This is a genomic window from Psychroserpens ponticola (assembly GCF_023556315.2).
Taxonomy (GTDB): Bacteria; Bacteroidota; Bacteroidia; order Flavobacteriales; family Flavobacteriaceae; genus Psychroserpens; species Psychroserpens ponticola.
Genome location: NZ_CP116221.1, coordinates 969,391 through 989,295 on the forward strand (window position 1 = coordinate 969,391; position 19,905 = coordinate 989,295).

Here is a 19,905-nt window from a genome sequence, read left to right on the forward strand (position 1 = left end):
TATGTCTGAAAAATTTAATCATTGCTTTTCTTTTTCATTTTATTAATAAGCATAAAAAGAAGCGATAGTACTGCAATGAAAATTCCTGTACCAATGAGTTCTTCCGAAGACAAGTTAGAAAGAAAATAAATGATAATTCCTATAGATAATAAAGGAACAAAATTACCTCCAGGTATTTTAAAGTCTCCAGGTTCAGCCTTTTGAGTTTTTCGTAATTTAATAACAGAACAAGCAACGCCTAAATAGATCAATAGAATAGATGACGTTGCAAGAATAACCAATTGCTCAAAACTTCCTGTTGTAGCCAATATAAACGTTAACGCTGTATGTGTAATGATGGCAATATGAGGTGTGGCAAATTTTGAATGTACTTTTGATAATTTTTTAATTGGAATGACTCTATCTCTTGATAGTGCAAATAAAATCCGTGGTGAGTTTAATAAATCTCCACTAATAAGTCCGAACATAGATACTGCAGCACCAACTGTTAATAAAATATATCCAAAAGGACCCAATATAACTTTAGCAGTTTCAGCTAGAGGAGCTGCTTTATAATCGACTAAATTAGAACCTAAAACACCTTGACAAACCGTTTGAATAAGGATATACAAAATAACGACAGAGCCAATACTAATTAAAATGGCACGTGGAATGGTTCGCTTTGGATTTTTGATTTCGCCACCAACAATCAATCCTGTTTCGCAACCTAAAAACGCGAAAAATAAGATTAATGATGATTCTCCAAGCTGATTGATACTTGGTAAAGCTTCGATGTGTAGATTGTCAAATGAGATATGACTTAATCCAAAGAGGACTAAAATAAGTAACGGACTTACTTTTAAAATGGTATTAAGTTTTATCAAACCAATCCCTTGTTTGACACCTCTTATATTAATAAAAGCAAGACATAAATACATTAGAAACAGAAAGCTTGTACGAACCCAAGGTATTTCGAAAACAGGATTGATAGTTGCCAAGATATTTACAAGAGCAATAGCTACAGCTGCACTTGCAATCATATTGCTACCAGACGCAAAAATGCCAGCTATAAATCCAGCGTAGTCTCCAAAAGCGGTTTCAATATAGGTGTAAGGACCTCCAGTATTATTGACTTTACTACCTGCTTCAGCAAAACAGAGCACGACTAGTGCAATTAGAATTCCGCAAAAGATGTATGAAAATATACTTGCAACTCCCATGATTCCTGTAATAATTGCAGGTAAGGCAAAAATGCCTGCGCCAATCATGATGTTTACAATATTAGCTGATAAGCCAAATATACCAATACTACGTTTTAAGCCTTTGTCTTCATTCATTTTTAAGTGTTTTTAATTGTTTAGTAAAGGATATTGTCTAAAATGCGATTTAAGTTTTGTTCCATTTGCATAAATTTTCCATCACTGAAAAATATGTGGTGAGCTTCTTGACGAAATTTAGCGAGTTCCATATTAGTGTATTCATGTTGATGAATATTATCATCTATTTTCTCGAGTTGTTCGTCTTCAGTATCAGCTTTAAATTCGTTGTAGATTTTGTTAAATGTGTCTGTATCAACTTTCGATGTAATCATTTCAATTTCTAGATCTGTTTCTTCTGAATCTGCATTGGCACATAGAAGAAGGATGTAGATTTGAAGTTCTAATTTGGTCCATTGGTCAATTTTTGATGTCATAATAGTATTGATTGTTTGGTTAAAGGTCTGTTTTATTAAGATTTTAATGTATTGATTTCGTTGTCTATAGTTTTAATTAATGTCTCAAGTTTTATTATTGATCCGTTAAGCCATTTTAAGCGTAATAATCTAAAATTATAGAGTTCTACAGATGTGTTTTTAAAAGCTTCATTCTGTTTTAAATTTGATAAATTTATAGGAGTATTTACTGCTAGTTTAACATCTTCAAGCCATTTGTCGACGACAGGTGAAGTTTTGAAATTTTTTAATAATTCTTCCTGATAGTTAGGTAAATAATCTTCATAAAACATTTTTTCACGTCTATGAATATTTGCAAAGTCAAGTTCATACATTAAAGTAATTTGTAATCGAATCGAATCATTTGAAATAATGTTGTCATTACTGTTTTCAAGGTTTTTATAGGTTGTGTTGGCATTATTAAATATGTTAGTATTGCTAAAACTTTCAACCCAATATTTTAAAGAATCTGTGACTTGATTGCTTGTGTTTAAATGGTCAAGCATCTGTTGACCACTTTTATTACTGAGTAGCATTAATTCATGTATTTCAGTTATTTCTTTATAGTTTTCTCTAAGATCAACATTTAATTGGGTAAGTGTTTTTATCTCATTGGATTTGGTTTTTCGGTGTTCATTCCAAGTGTTGATTTGTACAGCAATTAAAATTCCAATGACAACTAGTAGTATTTCACCAATAGCATATTTGAAGTACTTTGAAGTCTTATTTTCCATAATTAAGGTTTGTCTGAAACGTCTAAAAACTTTTATCATTTAAGTTCACTATTAACGAGTTCTAGTATTTCTTTTTGCATGTCGTAAATTCCATTCAACTGACTTATAATCATTTTGTTATAATAGAACCTTTGAGCAATATAAGTTGCTAATAAATTTGAGTTGTTTACAAGCGAAGACGTGTTAATCTTCACCTTATTATCACGATCTATAGTATATGCATACGTGTTTTCATATTCATTAATTAAATCACTTTTCTGACTTAATAAAGGAGCTAGTTGATCATTTGCCATTGTTCGTACATCATATTCATCTTCATTTAAATCTGCAAGTTCTCGTTTAAAGCGACTAATCGTTGTTTTTAAGGTTTCGTTTTTTATCAAATCAATGTTTCCAGTAGATATGATGACATCAATTGTTGATGTTGTAGGAATATATGTTGGTGCAGCAATTGCAGCCATCGTTAAGGTATCTGGAATTTGGATTGTTGTCTCTTTTGGTGATGATTTTAGAAGTTTAATAAATTGATTTAGATTGCGATGGTATTTTTGATTAGCAAATATCAGGACCTCGATTTCTTGTTGGTTTTTAATAAAATCTTCTTTTAGATTAGTGAGAATGGATTGTTCTACTATTCTATAATTTTTTTCTTGTTTCCAACTGTTAATTTGCAACGCAATTAAAATACCTATAACGACTAGCAGTATTTCACCAATGGCATATTTGAAGTATTTGCCTGTTTTGTTTTCCATAATCAAGGATTGTCTGAGGTGTCTGAAGACTTTTATCATAAATTCTATTTATAAAGGAATGTAGGTGATTAACAAAGATTGGATGATGAAAAATAAAATAAACGGAATTACAAAATAACCCATGACATCACGCGCTTGAATTTTGATTCCTTTTCCCATAATAGGAAACACGAGTAGTAAGAAAAATGGTTGTAATAGGTTGGTTAAACTTTCACCATAAGCAATAGATAAAGAAGCTCTAGAAATCATTGCTGTAACCTCTTGATCTGGAAGTCCAGCGCCAATATCTGTAACAGCATTAATAATACTTGGACCAACAACGGCAAATTCACCACCAGCAGAAGGAATAGCAAAATTAATTAAGCCACCTGTGAGATAAGCGAAAAAAGGATACGAATCAATCGTGGCTACTGAAGCTATAATATTCGCGAGTTCTTCGCCAAGACCAGTATAAATCATAATGCCCATAATGCCAGCGTAAAATGGATATTGATATAAAATCCCTGACACATTACTACTCGAACGTTTCATCGCAATCACATATCGCATTGGAGTTTTGTGTAGTGCTAAACCAATAATCAAGAAAATGAATATCATGATATTGAAATTGAGTTCAAAACCGAAAGTCGCAAAGTAGTACACGATATAACTTAATCCCATTAAAACGATAATGTACTGAAGTATAATACTATTATTTAATTTGTCAGATACTGAAGGGTAGTCTAAATTTTGATTTAAAGCTTCTTCTTTTACAGAGCTTTTATTTGTTGGTTCTGTGCCATCTGTCATGTCTTTTAGCTCTTTGAAATTTTTAATTTTTGGAATGATTAAAAGCATCATCAATGGCGCAACTACTAAATAAAAAATCATCATAGCAATATTTAAAGAAGACCCTAAAGTGTAAGTGGTAGGAATGATTTCAGATAGAATTCCTGTTTCAATTAAATAGTTGTTTTTTGTGCCTAATAACAATGGAATAGAACTTGACAATCCAGTAACCCAACCTCCATTACTAAAATAAACACAAGCTACTAAAAAAGGATAATTGATTCCTTTGATTCTAAGCGCTAATTCTCTAGCTAAAACACAAGTGATTACAACCCAACCAAAGCTAACAAAAGATAATAAAACACCTATTAAAGTCACAAAAAAGTAAACTTGTTTCGGCGTTTTTATATAAATGGCCAATTTGTCTATGCCTTTATTTATAATAGGAGATAAGGCGATAGCAAAACCAGTAATTATAATTAAAACGATTTGCATTCCAAATTCTAAGAGAGACCAAAATCCATCATACCATGATTGTACAATTTTTAGAGGTGTTGCATCAAGCCAAATAAAAGCAGATAAGGCTGTAATAAGTGTAAGTATTAGAGCAAAAACAAATGCATTAGGCATATATTTTTGAAATAGAATTGTAAACTTTTCTCCGAATTTAGTAATCATCAGTGGTTGGTTTTTGAAATCTTTAGTTTGTTCCTATATCTACATTTTTTATTTAATCATCTATAACATGTGGAGCAACTAACGTGTGATCTAAAACTTTAAAGCTATCTACTTTTGCTTTGTGACTTTTAAAGTTAATGAATTGTACCATAATTCCCATTAGTAATGGTATGGTAGCAGCAAAGATGAAAACGTATTCCCAACTGAAATTTTCTTTTAAAACACCAACTAATGCTGATCCTAATGCTCGTCCCATATTAGACAATGCCATATACAATGTAAATTGTGTTGCAGCTACAGTTTTCCAGCAAAGATTCATTCCTGCGGCAAATACAGCAATGGTAAGAAATATGTATAATACATAATAGCTGAAAATGAAACCGCATATAAAAACAACACTTGTCCAAAACCCTGTCGCAAATGCAAAGGCAGTGATAATTACAGTGGTTAAACCTAAGTAAATGGTTAACATTTTTATGTTTCCGAAGTAATCTACCAAGTAGCCACCAACGAGCATTCCAAAAATCCCAGCTACGATATTTATGATTGAGAAGAGTTCTGAAAATTCAGTATTTGTCCAATTTAATTCTTGAATTGTAAAAATGGGCAGAATCGTATCCATGAGACCAAACAAAATACCACCAATAAACGAAATGACAATAAAAATGAGACTTGAACGTAATTTCGTTACGCGATAGAGGCTTTTTAGTATTTCAGACCAACTTCTTAACTGACTCTCCTTAGATTCGAGATTAGCTTCCCCTTTTGACCAAGGCATGATTTTTTCGCCAGGACGTTCGGTGAAATAAATAGGAACAATCATAATGATTGCTACTGCAATGGATAATAATGAGATAGCTGTTGTAAATCCTAAACTATTGATTAAATATGTTCCTGCTAATAAGGAAAGTGAGGTGCCTATAATTTTTGTTCCCCACATTAAACCATTTGCTCTGGCTTTTTCATCATCAGGAATGACATCAACAGCCATTCCATCTGTCGCAACATCTTGAAAAGCGCCAAAAAAACTAATACAGAAACCAACAACCATCAAACCTGAAATATTATTCAGTGGATCAGGTACAAATCCGATACTCAAAAAACTTAGAATTAAACCTAATTGACCAAAAATAACCCAAGGTCGTTTTCGTCCCATAGAAAGAATTGTAAAGCGATCCATTAAAGGCGCAACTACCAATTTAAAACTCCAGGGAATAAGAATTACGCCAATAAAAGCAGCTATTTCTGTAGCTGATTTACCATTCATAGCTAACCATGCTGGCATTGCAAAAAAGAGAATGCCTTCAGGAATCCCTTGAGCAATATATAGTGCTGAAAACGAAAAATAACGAGATAGAGGACTTTCTGTAAGACTTCGGCTAAATTTAAGTTTAGATATTTTCATTTATTTTTAGGTTATTGAATTAGCTTTTAAAAGACTATAATCATTATCAAATATTAATTGTATGTTTTCAGATATTTTCATCTCTTTTTGTTGAACATCACAATTTTTAAAAATGCCACTTATATCTTGCGCTTTTTTATGTTTCCAAAAGGCTGCTTTAGTATATCCAATTGCACAAACTTGATCTTTTTGTTTAAAAACTTGTTTGTGGTATACCCATTTTTCATCCCATCCTTCTAGAACTAAGGTTATTGTGAATGTTGACCATCTTTTGAGTGGTTTTTTGTAAATGATTTTCTGAGATCCTAAAACAGCATACATTCCTTTTTTAACAGTGTTTCCGTATAATTTTGAGCGAAACATTTTTTCAAACCGAATAAAATCCATGTAATAGGAATACTTGGAATTCGCCATATACCTAAAGGTGTCGCAATCTAGTATGTTAACACGTTGTTTTCTAGTAAGATCAGAAGTTAAGTCGGTCTTGCTCCAAAATAATTTTGATCCAATGAATAGGTATATAAGATGTATCCAGTAATAAATCATTTAATAATTTTTTAGTTTATTATTTTTCAGAATCTGCCAGCTTTTTGGTATCAACATATTGTTGAAAAGCAATCACTTTTCCATCTTTGAGAGTCCATAAGTGAGCTGCTTGAGCATTATAAACTTTACCAGTTGCTTTGTTTTTGGCATCATAGCGTAACGTTGCTAATACTTGATTGTTACTCATCTCATGAAGTTCAATATCAGCTAATTTGAAATACTCATGGTTAGCTCCAAGACGAGCAAAAACACCATTTAAAATGGCATCAGGACCAACATACGGATTGCCATCAGCTAATGAATTACTTTCCGCTTCGTTCCATTCAATTTTTGTATCCATTCCAGCAAGTACTGTAGGAATATCACCTTTTTCAAAAGCCTGGTAAAGTCCATTAATAATTGAAATGTTTTCAGGATTAGAAACCAAACCTAGTTGTTGCATAAAAACAGCATTATCCATAAAATCCTGTTCTTGAGCTATTTTGCCATCTTTCATTTTTGTTATAGTGACACCTTGAATATCAACCGTTCGATTGGTCGCAGGAATACCAAAAAAATCGCCAGTATGCATGCCTTTGAAATTCCAATGTTTTACAATTTTATTGTCAACACCAAAGACGTCTATTATTGTAAATTCGATATTTGAAAAACCAGTAATAAAGTTCTGATAATAGGCTTTGAAATTTTCAATACCAACAATGTTTTCTGGACTTTGAATAGCAGTAATGTTTGTGTCAAAATAGGTTGAATTGATTTTGTCAATGTCACCTTTATTTACAATATCATCCCAAACTTGAGTATACATTTTGATATCTTTTTCAATAGTGTTTTTTTGAGCAAAAGTTGATGTGATGCTCAAAATAGTAACTGCTAGTACTAGTCTTGTTGTCTTCATTTTTAATTTTTAGTTTATTTTAATTAGAATATTCATTTAAAGTGGATTGTACTGATTGAAAAGGAAGACCTAATTCACGTTCAGCTTTTTGATTTTGGTAAATAACTTTAGGTTGGTTTTTAGGTGTTTGATGGTTTAGCATTAATGAAATATCAGAAACAGCATAAGTTTCACTACTGAGTAAGTAGTTTTTGCCATGTAAACTAGGAATGGTAGCTGCTTTAAATACAGCATTTGCAACATCTTTAACATTGACTATAGCAAACTCAGCATCTGTGTCATACAGCATTTGAATAAATGGGTTAGGAGCAAGGTTGTTTTTAAATAAAAATTGTAAGCCTGTTGATGTGGAATCTTCCCTGTTAGACATTGATTTTCCCATTACAAAAACAGGAGACACACTTGTGATTTCAAAATCTAATTGCGGATGGTTTTCTATAAATGCATTGACAGCTTGATTCGCCATAAATTTTGCTTGTGCATAAGGATGACTTTCGTTGCTTATGAAAGGAGTATCAGTTTCACTAAAAGTATCTGTTGCTAACTTTTCACCTGCTGGCATTGGGAAATTTGTATTCCAAGCAGCAACTGAAGCAATAAGAACGACCTTTTTTACAGTTGGTGTTGATTTGATTGCATCTAAAAAGTTTTCTGTGCCTTTAATGGTTGGGTCAAATAATTCAGATTGTGGATCTGTAACATCTAATTGAAAAGGTGTGCCACCATGAATGACAATGTCACAGTCTTTTACAAATTCTTTTAATTGTGTTTTGTCTACAACATTAAGTTCACTAATGTATAAATGATCAGCATGATCTAACTCCATTAAATGTTGATATTTTTCTTGTTTTGAAATGTTTGTAGATGAGACCTTTACTTCAAAACCATTTTCTAAAAATTGTTTGGTGATGTGACTTCCTATAAAGCCAGAACCTCCAATGATGCCTACTTTTTTCATGATTGATGCTTATAATAAGTTGGAAGAAAAAACAGGCAGATGATAAACTCGTTGGTTGGTTTACTTTTTAAAACACTAAATAGAAAACCTTTTAGTAATATCACGATCCTCTCCACAAAAACCGTTCTGCCTGTTAGAAATAATTATTCAAGTTGAAGTTTTTATATTTCAATTGAATATGAAAGTACTTTTTATTCTTTCTTTTTTGGAGGAGTTAGTGTATAACCCATAGCTTTAGCAATAGCCAAATTATCATAATATATTACTGATTTTTGTATTTTACCATTTTCAACCATTGCGGTGTATTGATATGGTAAAATGATGTCTGCTCCATCTTGTGTAAACGTATAGGTTCCCCAAATAGACACCCAATGACCTTTGTAATCACCTTCTAGTACTCTCCAAGTATTAACTACATACTCATTTTTTTGATTAGTACGAATTTTATGTATGTCTTTCCAACTTGCTATTTCTTCAGCTTTTGTTGAACTTTCACCATTACTAGGGCCATTATTTACATATGTATCTGATAATAAATTATCTACGATATCCATTTTGTTGTTTATTACGGCATCAAGGTAATCTGTAACGATCTTAAGGTCTTCTTCGGCAGTAGGATTTTGTGTAACGACTTCATTGAAACTTTTCGTTTCCTGTTCTTGGGCAGTAGTGATTTGTCCTATGAAAAGGAATACTACTAGTGCTATTGTTTTTAATATTGTTTTCATAATTGTTGTTTTATAAGGTTAATGTTTTTTTAATTCTCTATAATGAATAGACCTAAATTTTAGTTCATACTTAAGTCTTCTACTAACGTATAAGTATAGCTCCAAGCATCTTCTAAGGATGCATTAAATTTTTTGCGGATATCTTGAGCTTTTGATTTGCCATGTACACTTTCATATACTTTCCATACACTGTCTGTGTCTTTATCTAAATCGGCAAAATCTTTAAAAGGTGTTGAAATAAAATAATCAGCGCCTTCTCCACCCATGATGCTGTACCAATAGCCTCTATTAGCTCCTTCTTTTTTTGCAATGGTTGATGTCACCTCTTTTAAGACTTCATTAAAAGCTACAAAGTCGTTCACTTTAAAGCTATTTACCCAAACAATACTCATGCCTTCCATATTGGCTTTGCGACTTGGTTCTGGCATATATCTAGTAACATTATATTCAGAACTTTCTATGTGAGGTATAATAGAGCTTATTGCGATTGTTCTACATTCTTTTGCTGCAGCATCTTTTTTGTCCATGTCAGCCCAATTAGCTAATCTTGATGACAATACATAAACATTCCCTTTTCCTTGTAGGCGATGCCAAACATTCCAAGTATTTGTTCCTTTGCTGTCTTTGTAACATTTGTTCCACTTTTTTACACCATCTGTGAAGTTAGTGTCTTGTCCTTGTTTAATTGTAAATTCTGTGAGATCAAGAATAAAACTTTCTTCTGCATCTTGGGCTTGAGTAATTGTAGGTAGCATTAATAAAAAGCAAGCTGTTAATAAAATTGTTTTACACATGTCACTTGTATTGATTAAGTGTTCGTGAAATTGTTTTGAAATTTTCATGATTAATAGTTTTAATGGTTAATTAATATTGAATCTGTATTGATTCTATTACTAAATAACTGATAATCATGATAAAAAAGAAACAATATAGGACGAATGGATGCTTTTACTGTCCGAAGGATAGCATCTAATTATCGAAGAAGAATTAGATGGTCTGTAATCTTTTGAGTAATTCTTCTTTTAAAGTTTTACTTACAGGTATAGCTTTTTTAGCAATAACAATATGACTTGTTGCAATTTCATCTATTTGAGATAGATTGACAATAAATGAACGATGTACTCTTAAGAAGTGTTTGTTTGGTAGTTTCTCATCCATATCTTTTAAGGTTATTACCAATAAATATTCTTTGCCTTTTGAATAGATGCGACAATAATTACGTTCGGCTTCAATATAGAAAATGTCATTGATATGGACTTTTACCATTTTGTCATTATGTCGCACAAAAATACAGTCACTAAGCATAAACGGAGATGATTCAGCAACTGAAGAACTGATCTCTACATTATCATTGTTTTCTTGCTGAAGACGATCTACTGTTAGTTCAATAGCACGTTGAAGGTCTAATTTTTTAAAAGGCTTAGAAATAAACGCATGAGGATGTGTGCTTTTTGCACGATTAAAATTAGTTTCATCTGCATTTGCAGTTAAATATATAACTGCAATTTCATGCTCTTTTTGAATGCGTTTTACGGTGTCTATTCCATCCAAATCGCCTTTCAAATTTATATCCATTAAAACAATATCTGGAAGGTCATGTTTAACGCATGTTATTGCTTCTTCTGCTCTTGGTACAATTCCAATAATATCGTAACCAAGTGTAGTAAGTTGTAAAGAGATATTTGCTGCGATTATCATTTCATCCTCAACAATCAATATTTTTATAGGTGTACTCATTTATGCAGCAGATTTAATTTTAAATTCAAATACAACTGACGTTCCGTTTTCATGGTTCTCTTGCATATTTCCATTGAGTTGTTGGGTGAGTAATTTAATAAGTTGCGTTCCAAAACCTGTCCCTTTTGGAGTTGCTTCAGTGGTTTTTCCAATCCCATTATCGACTACTTTTAATGTCAAAATTTCTGAATTTGATCGTGTTAAACAGATTTCAATTTTCCCTTTACTATCTTCTGGGAAAGCATATTTTAAAGCGTTTGTTATAAGTTCATTTACAATAAGTCCGATAGGAACAGCAGTGTCTACATCAAGTTCTAATTGCTCCATAGCACATTCAATTTTCACTTTATCATCAGCATCAAATGTATCTAAAATACCATCGCCTAAATTAATGAAATAGTCTTTCATATCGATACAGCCTAAGTTTTCACCTTGATATAATTTTTGATGAATAATTCCCATGGATTGGACTCTGTTCTGGCTAGCAATCATGGCATCTTTTGTTGCAGAATCTTCTAACTCGGCAGATTGTAATGCAATTAGGCTTTTAACCAATTCAAGATTGTTTTTTACACGATGATGAATCTCTCTTAGTAGTAATTCGTTTTGGGTATTCTTGTTGTCTAATTCGTTATTTAATAGTTCTAATTGCTGATTTCGCTTTTGGTTTTTCCTAGAATAATAAAATAATCCGAATAGTATCGTTGCTAATAAAGCTGTTAAAACTAAATATAAAATCTTAGTACGTTTTTGTTGACTGATTTTCTCATCCTGAAATTTAATTGTAGCATTTTTTTGACCAACTTCATATTTTGATTGCGCTTCATTTTCTAAACTTAAGATGATATTGTCTTTAAAAGATTCTAATTCTGAAGTATATAACTGATGGTAATACAATGCCTTTTTATGGTCACTAAGTGATTCATATATTTCAGAAACATGCATGTAGTTTTCCCATAAATTTCGAGTTCTCCCAGTTTTTTTGATGAGATCAATAGCTTTTAAGTTATAAGGTAAAGCTTCTTTATATCGTCCTTGCATAAGATAAACATGACCAATATTTGCTAACGAAGGGATGAGGTAGCACTCAAGTCCCATTTGTTTTGAATTATCAAAATTTGTTTGATAATCTACTATGGCTTCATCGTAATGCTCCATATATTTATAAATGTTGCCTCTCCAATTAACAGAAGCCATCATAGGTATACCAGTTTCACCTAATTGCCTATAAAGTTCTATTGATGCGTTTATTGATTTCAATGCGTTTTCTGAATCAAATCCAGTAAATAACTGGCTGCTAGCTTTAAAGCGATAGGTAAGTGCTAGGTCTTCATTTGCATTAATGTTTTTCTGAATGATGATGGCTTTATCACAATATTTAATGGCTTCATTATAATTGTTTTCATAATATAATAAATCGCCAACATGTGCAAACGATAATGCTATTCCTCTTTGGTTATCTAGTTTTTCGTAAAGTTCTAAGGCCTTGTAAACAAACTTTTTTGCTTGATTGTAATTTGCTTTTACAGTGTAAAACCCTTTAATGTCCATATAAATATTAGCAAGGCTGAGGTCTTCATTTATATTGCTATAAATGTCTTTAGCTTTATTAAAATAATATAAGGAAGAATCTAATTTTGAGTATTCTTTATGATATATAGCTAAATAACGATAAGATTGAGCAAGTGAAATTTGATTATTAACTTGCTTTGAAAGTTGAATTGCTTTTTGGGAATTTAAACCAATTAAAGTTGAGTCTTTTGGCTTATCTACATGCGTTTCCAGCCAATCCATTATATCATTTATTGATGATGGATTCGCATCTGAAGTTTGAGCATGACTATTAATTACACAAAATAGTGTAAGTAATATTAGGGTTAGTTTTTTAGTCATAAGTCTTTATATAGCTATTAAAAGACTTTAGGGAAAGCTAAAGGTAGTAAAAAAATCCTTACAATTTTAACATTGTCTTAACGAAGCGAAACTTAAGATCTATAAAAAGAATACAGAGTTCTTATCGTTTTTTTAATTTAGAGTGTTATTTCAATCTGATTGTTAAGAATATCATCAAAAGTTTCACGTTTGCGAATTAAATAAGCTGAATTGTTGTGCCAAAGTACTTCAGCAGGACGATAACGAGAATTGTAATTTGAAGCCATAGAATAACAATATGCACCAGCATTTTTGAAAGCTAGAATGTCATCTTCACTAATTTCGTTAATTCGTCTGTTATTAGCAAACGTATCCGTTTCACAGATGTAACCTACGACTGAATAAAAACGCTCACGACCATTTGGATTAGAAATATTACTAATTTCATGTTGCGAACCATAAAGCATAGGTCGTATTAAATGATTAAAGCCAGTATCTACTTGAGCAAAAACTGTAGAAGTAGTTTGTTTTACAACATTTACTTTTGTTAAAAAGTATCCAGCTTCGCTCACTAAAAATTTACCTGGTTCAAAGGCTAAAGTTAATGGCTTACCATAATTTTTACAGAACTCATTAAAACGGTTAGATAATTTTTCTCCGAGTTCTTCAACATTGGTTTCAATATCTCCAACTTTGTATGGGACTTTAAATCCTGAGCCAAAATCTATAAATTCTAAGTTTTTAAAGTTTTTAGCAGTATCAAATAAAATTTCGCTTGCATATAAAAACACATCAATATCTAAGATGTCACTACCAGTATGCATGTGAATTCCATTAATAGTCATGTTGGTATTTTCGACAATGCGAAGTAAATGTGGAATTTGATGAATTGAAATTCCAAATTTACTATCAATATGACCTACGGAAATATTAGTATTTCCTCCTGCCATAACATGTGGATTGATGCGAATACACACAGGAGTTTTAGGGTGTTTCGTTCCGAATTGTTCTAAAATAGAAAGGTTGTCAATATTGATTTGAACTCCTAATTCTGCTGCATTTTCTATTTCTTCAAGAGAGACTCCATTAGGTGTAAAAATAATCGCGTCAGGTTTAAAACCAGCTTTGAGTCCGAGTTGTACTTCTTGAATAGAAACAGTATCTAAGCCAGAGCCTAAGCTATTAAATAATTTTAAAACAGAAATATTTGATAACGCTTTTACAGCATAATTTAATTTTAAATGCTTCACCTTACAAAATGCAGACGTTAATCGTTTATACTGAAATTGAATTTTTTCAGCATCATAAACATAAACAGGACTTCCAAAGTCTTTAGCTATCTGTATTAATGTGTTTTGTTCCATTAGATTAAAATTTAAATATGTTACAAATTTACTTGCTTTTACGTCACGAAATGATGGTGATATCATAAAAATACGAGGCTTTTATTAAAGAATTCTGAATAAATATTATCTCTTTAAAAATATTGGTAAAAACTTTAAGTATGTTTATTTTTGTAGATGAATAAAGACACTTCGAATGCATATTCGGAGCTAACAATAAATTTCAAGACCAAATGGATTTACACGAATATCAAGGAAAAGAATTATTAAACAGTTTTGGCGTACGTATTCAGCGAGGTATCGTTGCACAAAATGCTGATGAAGCAGTTGCAGCAGCTAAGAAATTAACTGAAGATACTGGTACAGGTTGGCACGTAATTAAAGCTCAAGTTCACGCAGGAGGACGTGGAAAAGGTGGTGGAGTTAAGCTTGCTAAAAATTTAGATGAAGTAAAAACAATTGCTGGGCAAATAATAGGAATGGATTTGGTTACACCTCAAACTTCTGCAGATGGGAAGCGAGTACATCAAGTGTTAGTCACTGAAGATGTGTATTATCCTGGAGATTCTGAACCAGAAGAATATTATATGTCTGTTTTATTAAATAGAGGCAATGGTCGTAACATGATTATGTATTCTACTGAAGGTGGAATGGATATTGAAACTGTTGCTGAGGAAACACCTCATTTAATTTTTAATGAAGAAATTGATCCAGCAACTGGTATTTTACCTTTTCAAGCTCGAAAAATCGCTTTTAACTTAGGATTGTCTGGAGCTGCATTTAAAGATATGACGAAATTTGTAACGTCACTATATAAAGCATATTCAGAATCTGATTCTTCTTTATTTGAAATTAATCCAGTACTGAAAACTAGTGACGATAAAATTATGGCTGTTGATGCTAAAGTATCTTTAGATGATAACGCCTTATTTAGACATAAAGATTTAGCGGCATTACGTGATTTACGTGAAGAAAATCCAATTGAAGTTGAAGCAGGTGAACATGGATTAAACTATGTTGACCTTGACGGAAACGTTGGTTGTATGGTAAATGGAGCAGGTTTAGCAATGGCAACGATGGACTTGATTAAACAAGCAGGAGGAGAGCCAGCTAACTTTCTAGATGTTGGTGGTACTGCTGATGCTGCAAGAGTAGAAATTGCTTTTGAGCTTATTTTAAGAGATCCAGCTGTGAAAGCTATTTTAATAAACATCTTTGGTGGAATTGTGCGTTGTGATCGTGTTGCTCAAGGTGTTATTGATGCGTATAAAAACATGGGTAATATTGAAGTGCCAATTATTGTACGTTTACAAGGTACCAATGCAGATATTGCTAAAGAATTAATTGATAGTTCTGGCTTAGATGTTATGAGTGCTACAGAATTTCAAGAAGCAGCTGATAAAGTACAAGAAGTTTTGTCTTAAAAACTGACATTCATAGCGCAAGCGAAGAATCATAAATAAAAAAAGCTCTCATATTGAGAGCTTTTTTTTATAGATTTAATACCAATTTATTGTTAATTCTAACGAATATGAGTGCTCTCATTTTTTTTTCATAGAGACTTTTTTCGTTTATGCGATAATAATATTATTTATAAATGTAATCCACACTCTGTTTTAGGATTGTTATTCCAGCGACCACTACGATCATCACCTCCTGGAACAGTACAATGTTTACAACCAATTGAATTGTAACCTTTAGAAACTAATGGATGAAACGGTAAATTGTGTTCTTTTATATACGCATCACGTTGTGCTTTTGTAATGTCTAATAAAGGATAGAATTTTAAGATGTCTCCACGAAGTTCAAAAATATCTAAAGTTGCACGATGGTCACTTTGCCATTCCATAAGTCCAGAAACCCATACTTTATAGTTGTTTTTAATACTATCTAAAGGTTTTACCTTATTAATAGAGCAACAGAAATCAGGATTTTTTTTCCAAGTCTCATCTTTTGTTGTAAACTCATGCTCCTTTTTTAATGCGCTTATTGAAGTCACATTAAGTCCGTATTGTTTACTAAGTTGATCTTTGTATGTAATTGTATCCTCAAAATGATAACCTGTATCAATAAAGAACACTTTTTGCTTTTTATTAACTTGAGAAAATAGTTTTAATAAAAAAGCTGAGGTTGCAGCAAAAGAACTTGTCAGCATGACTTCTGTAACATCAAAATCGTTGTACAGTTCTTGAATACGTTGTGTTGCAGAAAGCTTTTTGTATTTAGCGTTAAGTGCTTTTATTTCAGCTTTTGAAATATTAGGAATGACTTTAGTCGCATTTGAAATCTCAAACATAAGTATGATTTAATCAACATGCAATTTACAGCCTTAAATCTAAAACTACTGTTAATACTATTATAATTACGATATTGATAATTTAGGACTTCTTTTTTTGTGGTTTTGGCATAGGACCTCGTAAATGTATGATTAATCCGTTAAGGAAATTCCGTAAAATCTGATCTCCACATTCCATATAGTTGGGATGATCTTCACGTCTGAACATGGCATTTAACTCACTTTTAGTAACTCTAAAGTCGACGAGTTCTAAAATCTTTACAATATCATCATCGCGAAGTTTGTGTGCTACTCTTAGTTTTTTAAATATGTCGTTGTTAGTCATTCACTAAAAATTAAAAAGTTGAAAGTTGAAAGTTTAAAGGTAGTACTTTGTGTATTAATATGTATCGAAATAACTGTTGTAAAATTTAATAATTAATCATAGTGTATTTCATCGATAATAATTTTCAAAGACTGAATAATCGATGAACGACACTATCTTTTTAAGATGCTGAAAATCAATATATTGCATTTTTATTCTATGTAAAAGTAGGAAAAAACCGATGAAATGTAGATTATTTTTCGATGAGCTACAATTTATCAAGGATTATAGCCACATTAAACTTATTAAATTTAAATAATTAAAAATCATAATCCCTCGTCATGATAAATCGCGTTGAAAAATTGAGCTTGCTTTCAGAAATGATTGCTTTTGCACAGAAAAATGAAAATATAAAATCCATAGAATATAGATTTCTTTTTGGAGTTGCCAAACAATTGGACATTTCAAAAGAAGATTTTGAATACTTAATAGAACATCCTGTAACGTATGTTAATCTTAAATCTCATAGCGAACGTATCGTTCAGTTTCATAGATTAGTCTTATTAATGAATTTAGATCATGAGATAAGTTCTAAGGAACTAGTTAAACTTCATAATTTCGGACTAAGAATGGGTTTGAGTCATGAATCTATAAATAGAGTTCTTGATTTAATGGATAGTTTTCCAAATAAAATTGTTCCACCAGATTTCTTAATTGATATTTTTAAAGTACAGTATAATTAATTATTGTTTGAAATAATTCATTAAACTCGTCTTGATAAAATAATTCCAGCCAGCTATACAGCTTTCTCTTTTAAACTCAGGTATGTTGTCTGGAAAATCCTCAATAACTTTTGTTATTAAAGTCAATTGTGTGTGGTTGTCAACTTTAGACAATTCAAAAGTTACAAAGGAATCCCCTTGATAGCCATCATATTTCCAATTGAGAACAATTTTATGATATGGAATGACCTCAGTTATTTCCCAAAGATGAAGGAATATGCGATCTTCAGATGTTACTGAAAATCGAGTTTTAAATCCAACTGTTGGTTCAAATTCAGGAATGTTATCAAAAAACCATTGTCTCATTACATGAACATCTGTTAAAGCGTTCCACACACTTTTTATAGGTTGTTCATAATGTTGCGTTATTTGAATTATTGGTTCGCTAACTTTCATTTATGTCATATTTACTTTTTCTAATTTTTCCTGATAGCTTTTAATTTCATCACGAAGTTGAGCTGCTATAATAAAGTCTAATGCTTTAGCAGCTTGTTCCATAAGCTTACGTTTTTCACGAATTTTCTTTTCTAATTGATTTTTAGTCAAGTATTCACTTTCTGGTTCTGCTGCTTTCGCAGCTTCCAACTCATAACTATAAGTGCTAACCGAATTTTCAGTTAAAGCGTTGTCTAAACTCTTATTAAGCGCTCTTGGAGTTACATTATGTTTGGTGTTATAAGCAATTTGTTTTTCACGTCTATATTCAGTTTCATCAATCGTTTTTTGCATGCTTTTAGTAATTTTATCTGCATACATTATGGCTTTTCCATTAAGATGTCGTGCTGCTCTTCCAACGGTTTGAGTAAGAGATCGTGTAGATCTTAAAAACCCTTCTTTATCAGCATCAAGGATAGCAACTAAAGATACTTCTGGTAAATCTAAACCTTCACGAAGTAAATTAACACCAACTAATACATCAAATACACCTTTACGTAGATCTTGCATGATTTGAACACGTTCAAGGGTGTCGACATCACTGTGAATATATCGACAACGAATTTGAATGCGATCTAAATATTTTGTCAATTCTTCAGCCATACGTTTGGTTAACGTTGTGACTAAAGTCCGTTCATCTTTTTCTATACGTTGATGAATCTCTTCGATTAAATCATCGATCTGATTCAAACTTGGTCGCACTTCAATAATAGGATCTAAAAGTCCAGTAGGTCTAATGACTTGTTCTACATAGATTCCATCTGTTTTTTGTAATTCATAATCAGCAGGAGTGGCACTTACATAAATCACCTGATTTTGCAAGACTTCAAATTCTTCAAATTTTAATGGTCTATTATCCATAGCAGCTGGTAATCTAAAACCATATTCTACTAAATTTTCTTTACGACTTCGATCGCCACCATACATGGCATGAACTTGGGAAATGGTAACATGACTTTCATCAACAACCATTAAAAAATCATCTGGAAAATAATCCAATAAACAGAAAGGACGTGTTCCAGGTAATCGTCCATCTAAATATCTAGAATAATTTTCAATTCCAGAACAATAGCCTAATTCACGAATCATTTCTAAATCAAATTCGGTACGTTCTTTCAAACGTTTTGCTTCTAAATGTTTTCCAATGTCTTTGAAGTAATCGTATTGTTTTACTAGATCATCTTGAATGTCTCGAATTGCACCTTGGAGTACATCTGGTGAGGTTACAAACATGTTAGCAGGATAAATATTCAATCGGTCATAATGCTCGATAACTTCATTAGTTTGAATATTGAATTGTTCTATATCTTCGATTTCATCTCCAAAAAAATGAATGCGGAATGCATCATCTGCATAACTAGGAAATACATCAACTGTATCGCCTTTTATTCTGAAATTACCATGATTAAAATCGGCTTCAGTTCTTGAGTATAAACTTTGCACAAGTCGATGTAATAAATCGGTTCTAGAAATTTGTTGATCGATTTCTATTGAAATCACATTCTTTTGAAATTCAACAGGATTTCCAATACCATATAAACAAGATACAGAAGCCACAACAATCACATCACGTCGTCCTGACAATAGAGATGAAGTTGTACTCAAACGCATTTTCTCAATTTCTTCGTTTATTGACAAATCCTTTTCTATGTAAACTCCAGAAACTGGAATGTATGCTTCTGGTTGATAGTAGTCATAATACGACACAAAATACTCAACAGCATTTTCTGGAAAAAACTGTTTAAATTCTGAATACAATTGTGCAGCCAAAGTTTTATTGTGAGCTAAAACCAACGTAGGTTTTTGTACTTCTTGAATGACGTTTGCAACTGTAAACGTTTTTCCAGAACCAGTTACGCCAAGTAAAGTTTGGTATTTTTCGTTGGTGTTTATTCCATCAACTAATTGCTGAATGGCTTGAGGTTGATCACCTGTAGGTTTGAATTCGGATTGTACTTTAAAACGCATCTTACAAAGTTACA

20 protein-coding genes are annotated in these 19,905 nt (G+C 31.8%); 2 read left to right on the forward strand and 18 right to left on the reverse strand.

The window, feature by feature from the left end; translation table 11 throughout:
- Window positions 1–14: 14 nt before the first annotated feature.
- The 14 genes from MUN68_RS04315 to lysA all read right to left on the reverse strand — a co-directional run bounded on the left by MUN68_RS04315 (window position 15) and on the right by lysA (window position 14,127).
- Window positions 15–1,316: an APC family permease gene (locus MUN68_RS04315; RefSeq protein WP_249995489.1), complete on the reverse strand. Its 1,302-nt coding sequence runs from the start codon at window positions 1,314–1,316 to the stop codon at window positions 15–17.
- 20 nt (window positions 1,317–1,336) lie between these two features.
- Entirely contained in the window at window positions 1,337–1,672 is a 336-nt protein-coding gene (locus MUN68_RS04320) for a hypothetical protein (RefSeq protein ID WP_249995490.1), read from the reverse strand.
- Between the two features lie 35 nt (window positions 1,673–1,707).
- Complete coding sequence (locus MUN68_RS04325; protein WP_249995491.1) at window positions 1,708–2,424, reverse strand: DUF6090 family protein; 717 nt, start codon at window positions 2,422–2,424, stop codon at window positions 1,708–1,710.
- 35 nt (window positions 2,425–2,459) lie between these two features.
- On the reverse strand, window positions 2,460–3,176 hold the full coding sequence (locus MUN68_RS04330; protein WP_249995492.1) for a DUF6090 family protein: 717 nt from the start codon (window positions 3,174–3,176) through the stop codon (window positions 2,460–2,462).
- 48 nt (window positions 3,177–3,224) lie between these two features.
- A complete protein-coding gene (locus tag MUN68_RS04335) occupies window positions 3,225–4,622 on the reverse strand; it encodes a short-chain fatty acid transporter (RefSeq protein WP_249995493.1) in 1,398 nt (465 codons plus the stop codon).
- A gap of 52 nt (window positions 4,623–4,674) precedes the next feature.
- Window positions 4,675–6,027, reverse strand: coding sequence for an MFS transporter (locus MUN68_RS04340; RefSeq protein ID WP_249995494.1), 1,353 nt, complete (start codon window positions 6,025–6,027; stop codon window positions 4,675–4,677).
- Between the two features lie 6 nt (window positions 6,028–6,033).
- Complete coding sequence (locus tag MUN68_RS04345; RefSeq protein ID WP_249995495.1) at window positions 6,034–6,573, reverse strand: acyl-CoA thioesterase; 540 nt, start codon at window positions 6,571–6,573, stop codon at window positions 6,034–6,036.
- Window positions 6,574–6,592: 19 nt separating this feature from the next.
- The gene (locus tag MUN68_RS04350) at window positions 6,593–7,468 is read right to left on the reverse strand and encodes an ester cyclase (protein ID WP_249995496.1); all 876 of its coding nucleotides are present in this window, start codon (window positions 7,466–7,468) and stop codon (window positions 6,593–6,595) included.
- A 19-nt stretch (window positions 7,469–7,487) separates the two neighbouring features.
- The gene (locus MUN68_RS04355) at window positions 7,488–8,426 is read right to left on the reverse strand and encodes an NAD-dependent epimerase/dehydratase family protein (protein WP_249995497.1); all 939 of its coding nucleotides are present in this window, start codon (window positions 8,424–8,426) and stop codon (window positions 7,488–7,490) included.
- Window positions 8,427–8,617: 191 nt separating this feature from the next.
- Window positions 8,618–9,154, reverse strand: a complete 537-nt coding sequence (locus MUN68_RS04360) for a hypothetical protein (protein WP_249995498.1) — start codon at window positions 9,152–9,154, stop codon at window positions 8,618–8,620.
- 59 nt (window positions 9,155–9,213) lie between these two features.
- Window positions 9,214–9,996, reverse strand: a complete 783-nt coding sequence (locus tag MUN68_RS04365) for a hypothetical protein (protein ID WP_249995499.1) — start codon at window positions 9,994–9,996, stop codon at window positions 9,214–9,216.
- A 145-nt stretch (window positions 9,997–10,141) separates the two neighbouring features.
- Complete coding sequence (locus MUN68_RS04370) at window positions 10,142–10,891, reverse strand: LytR/AlgR family response regulator transcription factor (RefSeq protein ID WP_249995500.1); 750 nt, start codon at window positions 10,889–10,891, stop codon at window positions 10,142–10,144.
- Window positions 10,892–12,784 carry a tetratricopeptide repeat-containing sensor histidine kinase gene (locus tag MUN68_RS04375; RefSeq protein ID WP_249995501.1) on the reverse strand — a complete coding sequence of 631 codons (1,893 nt, stop codon included), beginning with the start codon at window positions 12,782–12,784 and terminating at the stop codon, window positions 10,892–10,894. It abuts the gene before it with no gap.
- A 137-nt stretch (window positions 12,785–12,921) separates the two neighbouring features.
- The gene (gene lysA, locus MUN68_RS04380; RefSeq protein ID WP_249995502.1) at window positions 12,922–14,127 is read right to left on the reverse strand and encodes a diaminopimelate decarboxylase; all 1,206 of its coding nucleotides are present in this window, start codon (window positions 14,125–14,127) and stop codon (window positions 12,922–12,924) included.
- 212 nt (window positions 14,128–14,339) lie between these two features.
- Between lysA and sucC the strand changes: the two genes are divergently transcribed.
- Window positions 14,340–15,530 (forward strand): ADP-forming succinate--CoA ligase subunit beta, encoded by a 1,191-nt coding sequence (gene sucC, locus MUN68_RS04385; RefSeq protein WP_249995503.1) that lies wholly within the window; start codon window positions 14,340–14,342, stop codon window positions 15,528–15,530.
- Between the two features lie 167 nt (window positions 15,531–15,697).
- Here sucC and MUN68_RS04390 read toward each other — a convergent pair whose 3' ends face one another.
- Entirely contained in the window at window positions 15,698–16,402 is a 705-nt protein-coding gene (locus MUN68_RS04390) for a phosphoadenylyl-sulfate reductase (RefSeq protein WP_249995504.1), read from the reverse strand.
- A gap of 82 nt (window positions 16,403–16,484) precedes the next feature.
- Window positions 16,485–16,727: a DUF1456 family protein gene (locus MUN68_RS04395; RefSeq protein ID WP_204345615.1), complete on the reverse strand. Its 243-nt coding sequence runs from the start codon at window positions 16,725–16,727 to the stop codon at window positions 16,485–16,487.
- 320 nt (window positions 16,728–17,047) lie between these two features.
- Between MUN68_RS04395 and MUN68_RS04400 the strand changes: the two genes are divergently transcribed.
- On the forward strand, window positions 17,048–17,449 hold the full coding sequence (locus tag MUN68_RS04400) for a TerB family tellurite resistance protein (RefSeq protein WP_249995505.1): 402 nt from the start codon (window positions 17,048–17,050) through the stop codon (window positions 17,447–17,449).
- Here the strand turns inward: MUN68_RS04400 and MUN68_RS04405 are convergent, their stop codons facing one another.
- Together MUN68_RS04405 and uvrB are read right to left on the reverse strand one after the other, a co-directional pair.
- Window positions 17,450–17,884 carry an SRPBCC family protein gene (locus MUN68_RS04405; RefSeq protein ID WP_249995506.1) on the reverse strand — a complete coding sequence of 145 codons (435 nt, stop codon included), beginning with the start codon at window positions 17,882–17,884 and terminating at the stop codon, window positions 17,450–17,452.
- Window positions 17,885–19,891: an excinuclease ABC subunit UvrB gene (uvrB, locus tag MUN68_RS04410; RefSeq protein WP_249995507.1), complete on the reverse strand. Its 2,007-nt coding sequence runs from the start codon at window positions 19,889–19,891 to the stop codon at window positions 17,885–17,887. It abuts the gene before it with no gap.
- Window positions 19,892–19,905: the final 14 nt, after the last annotated feature.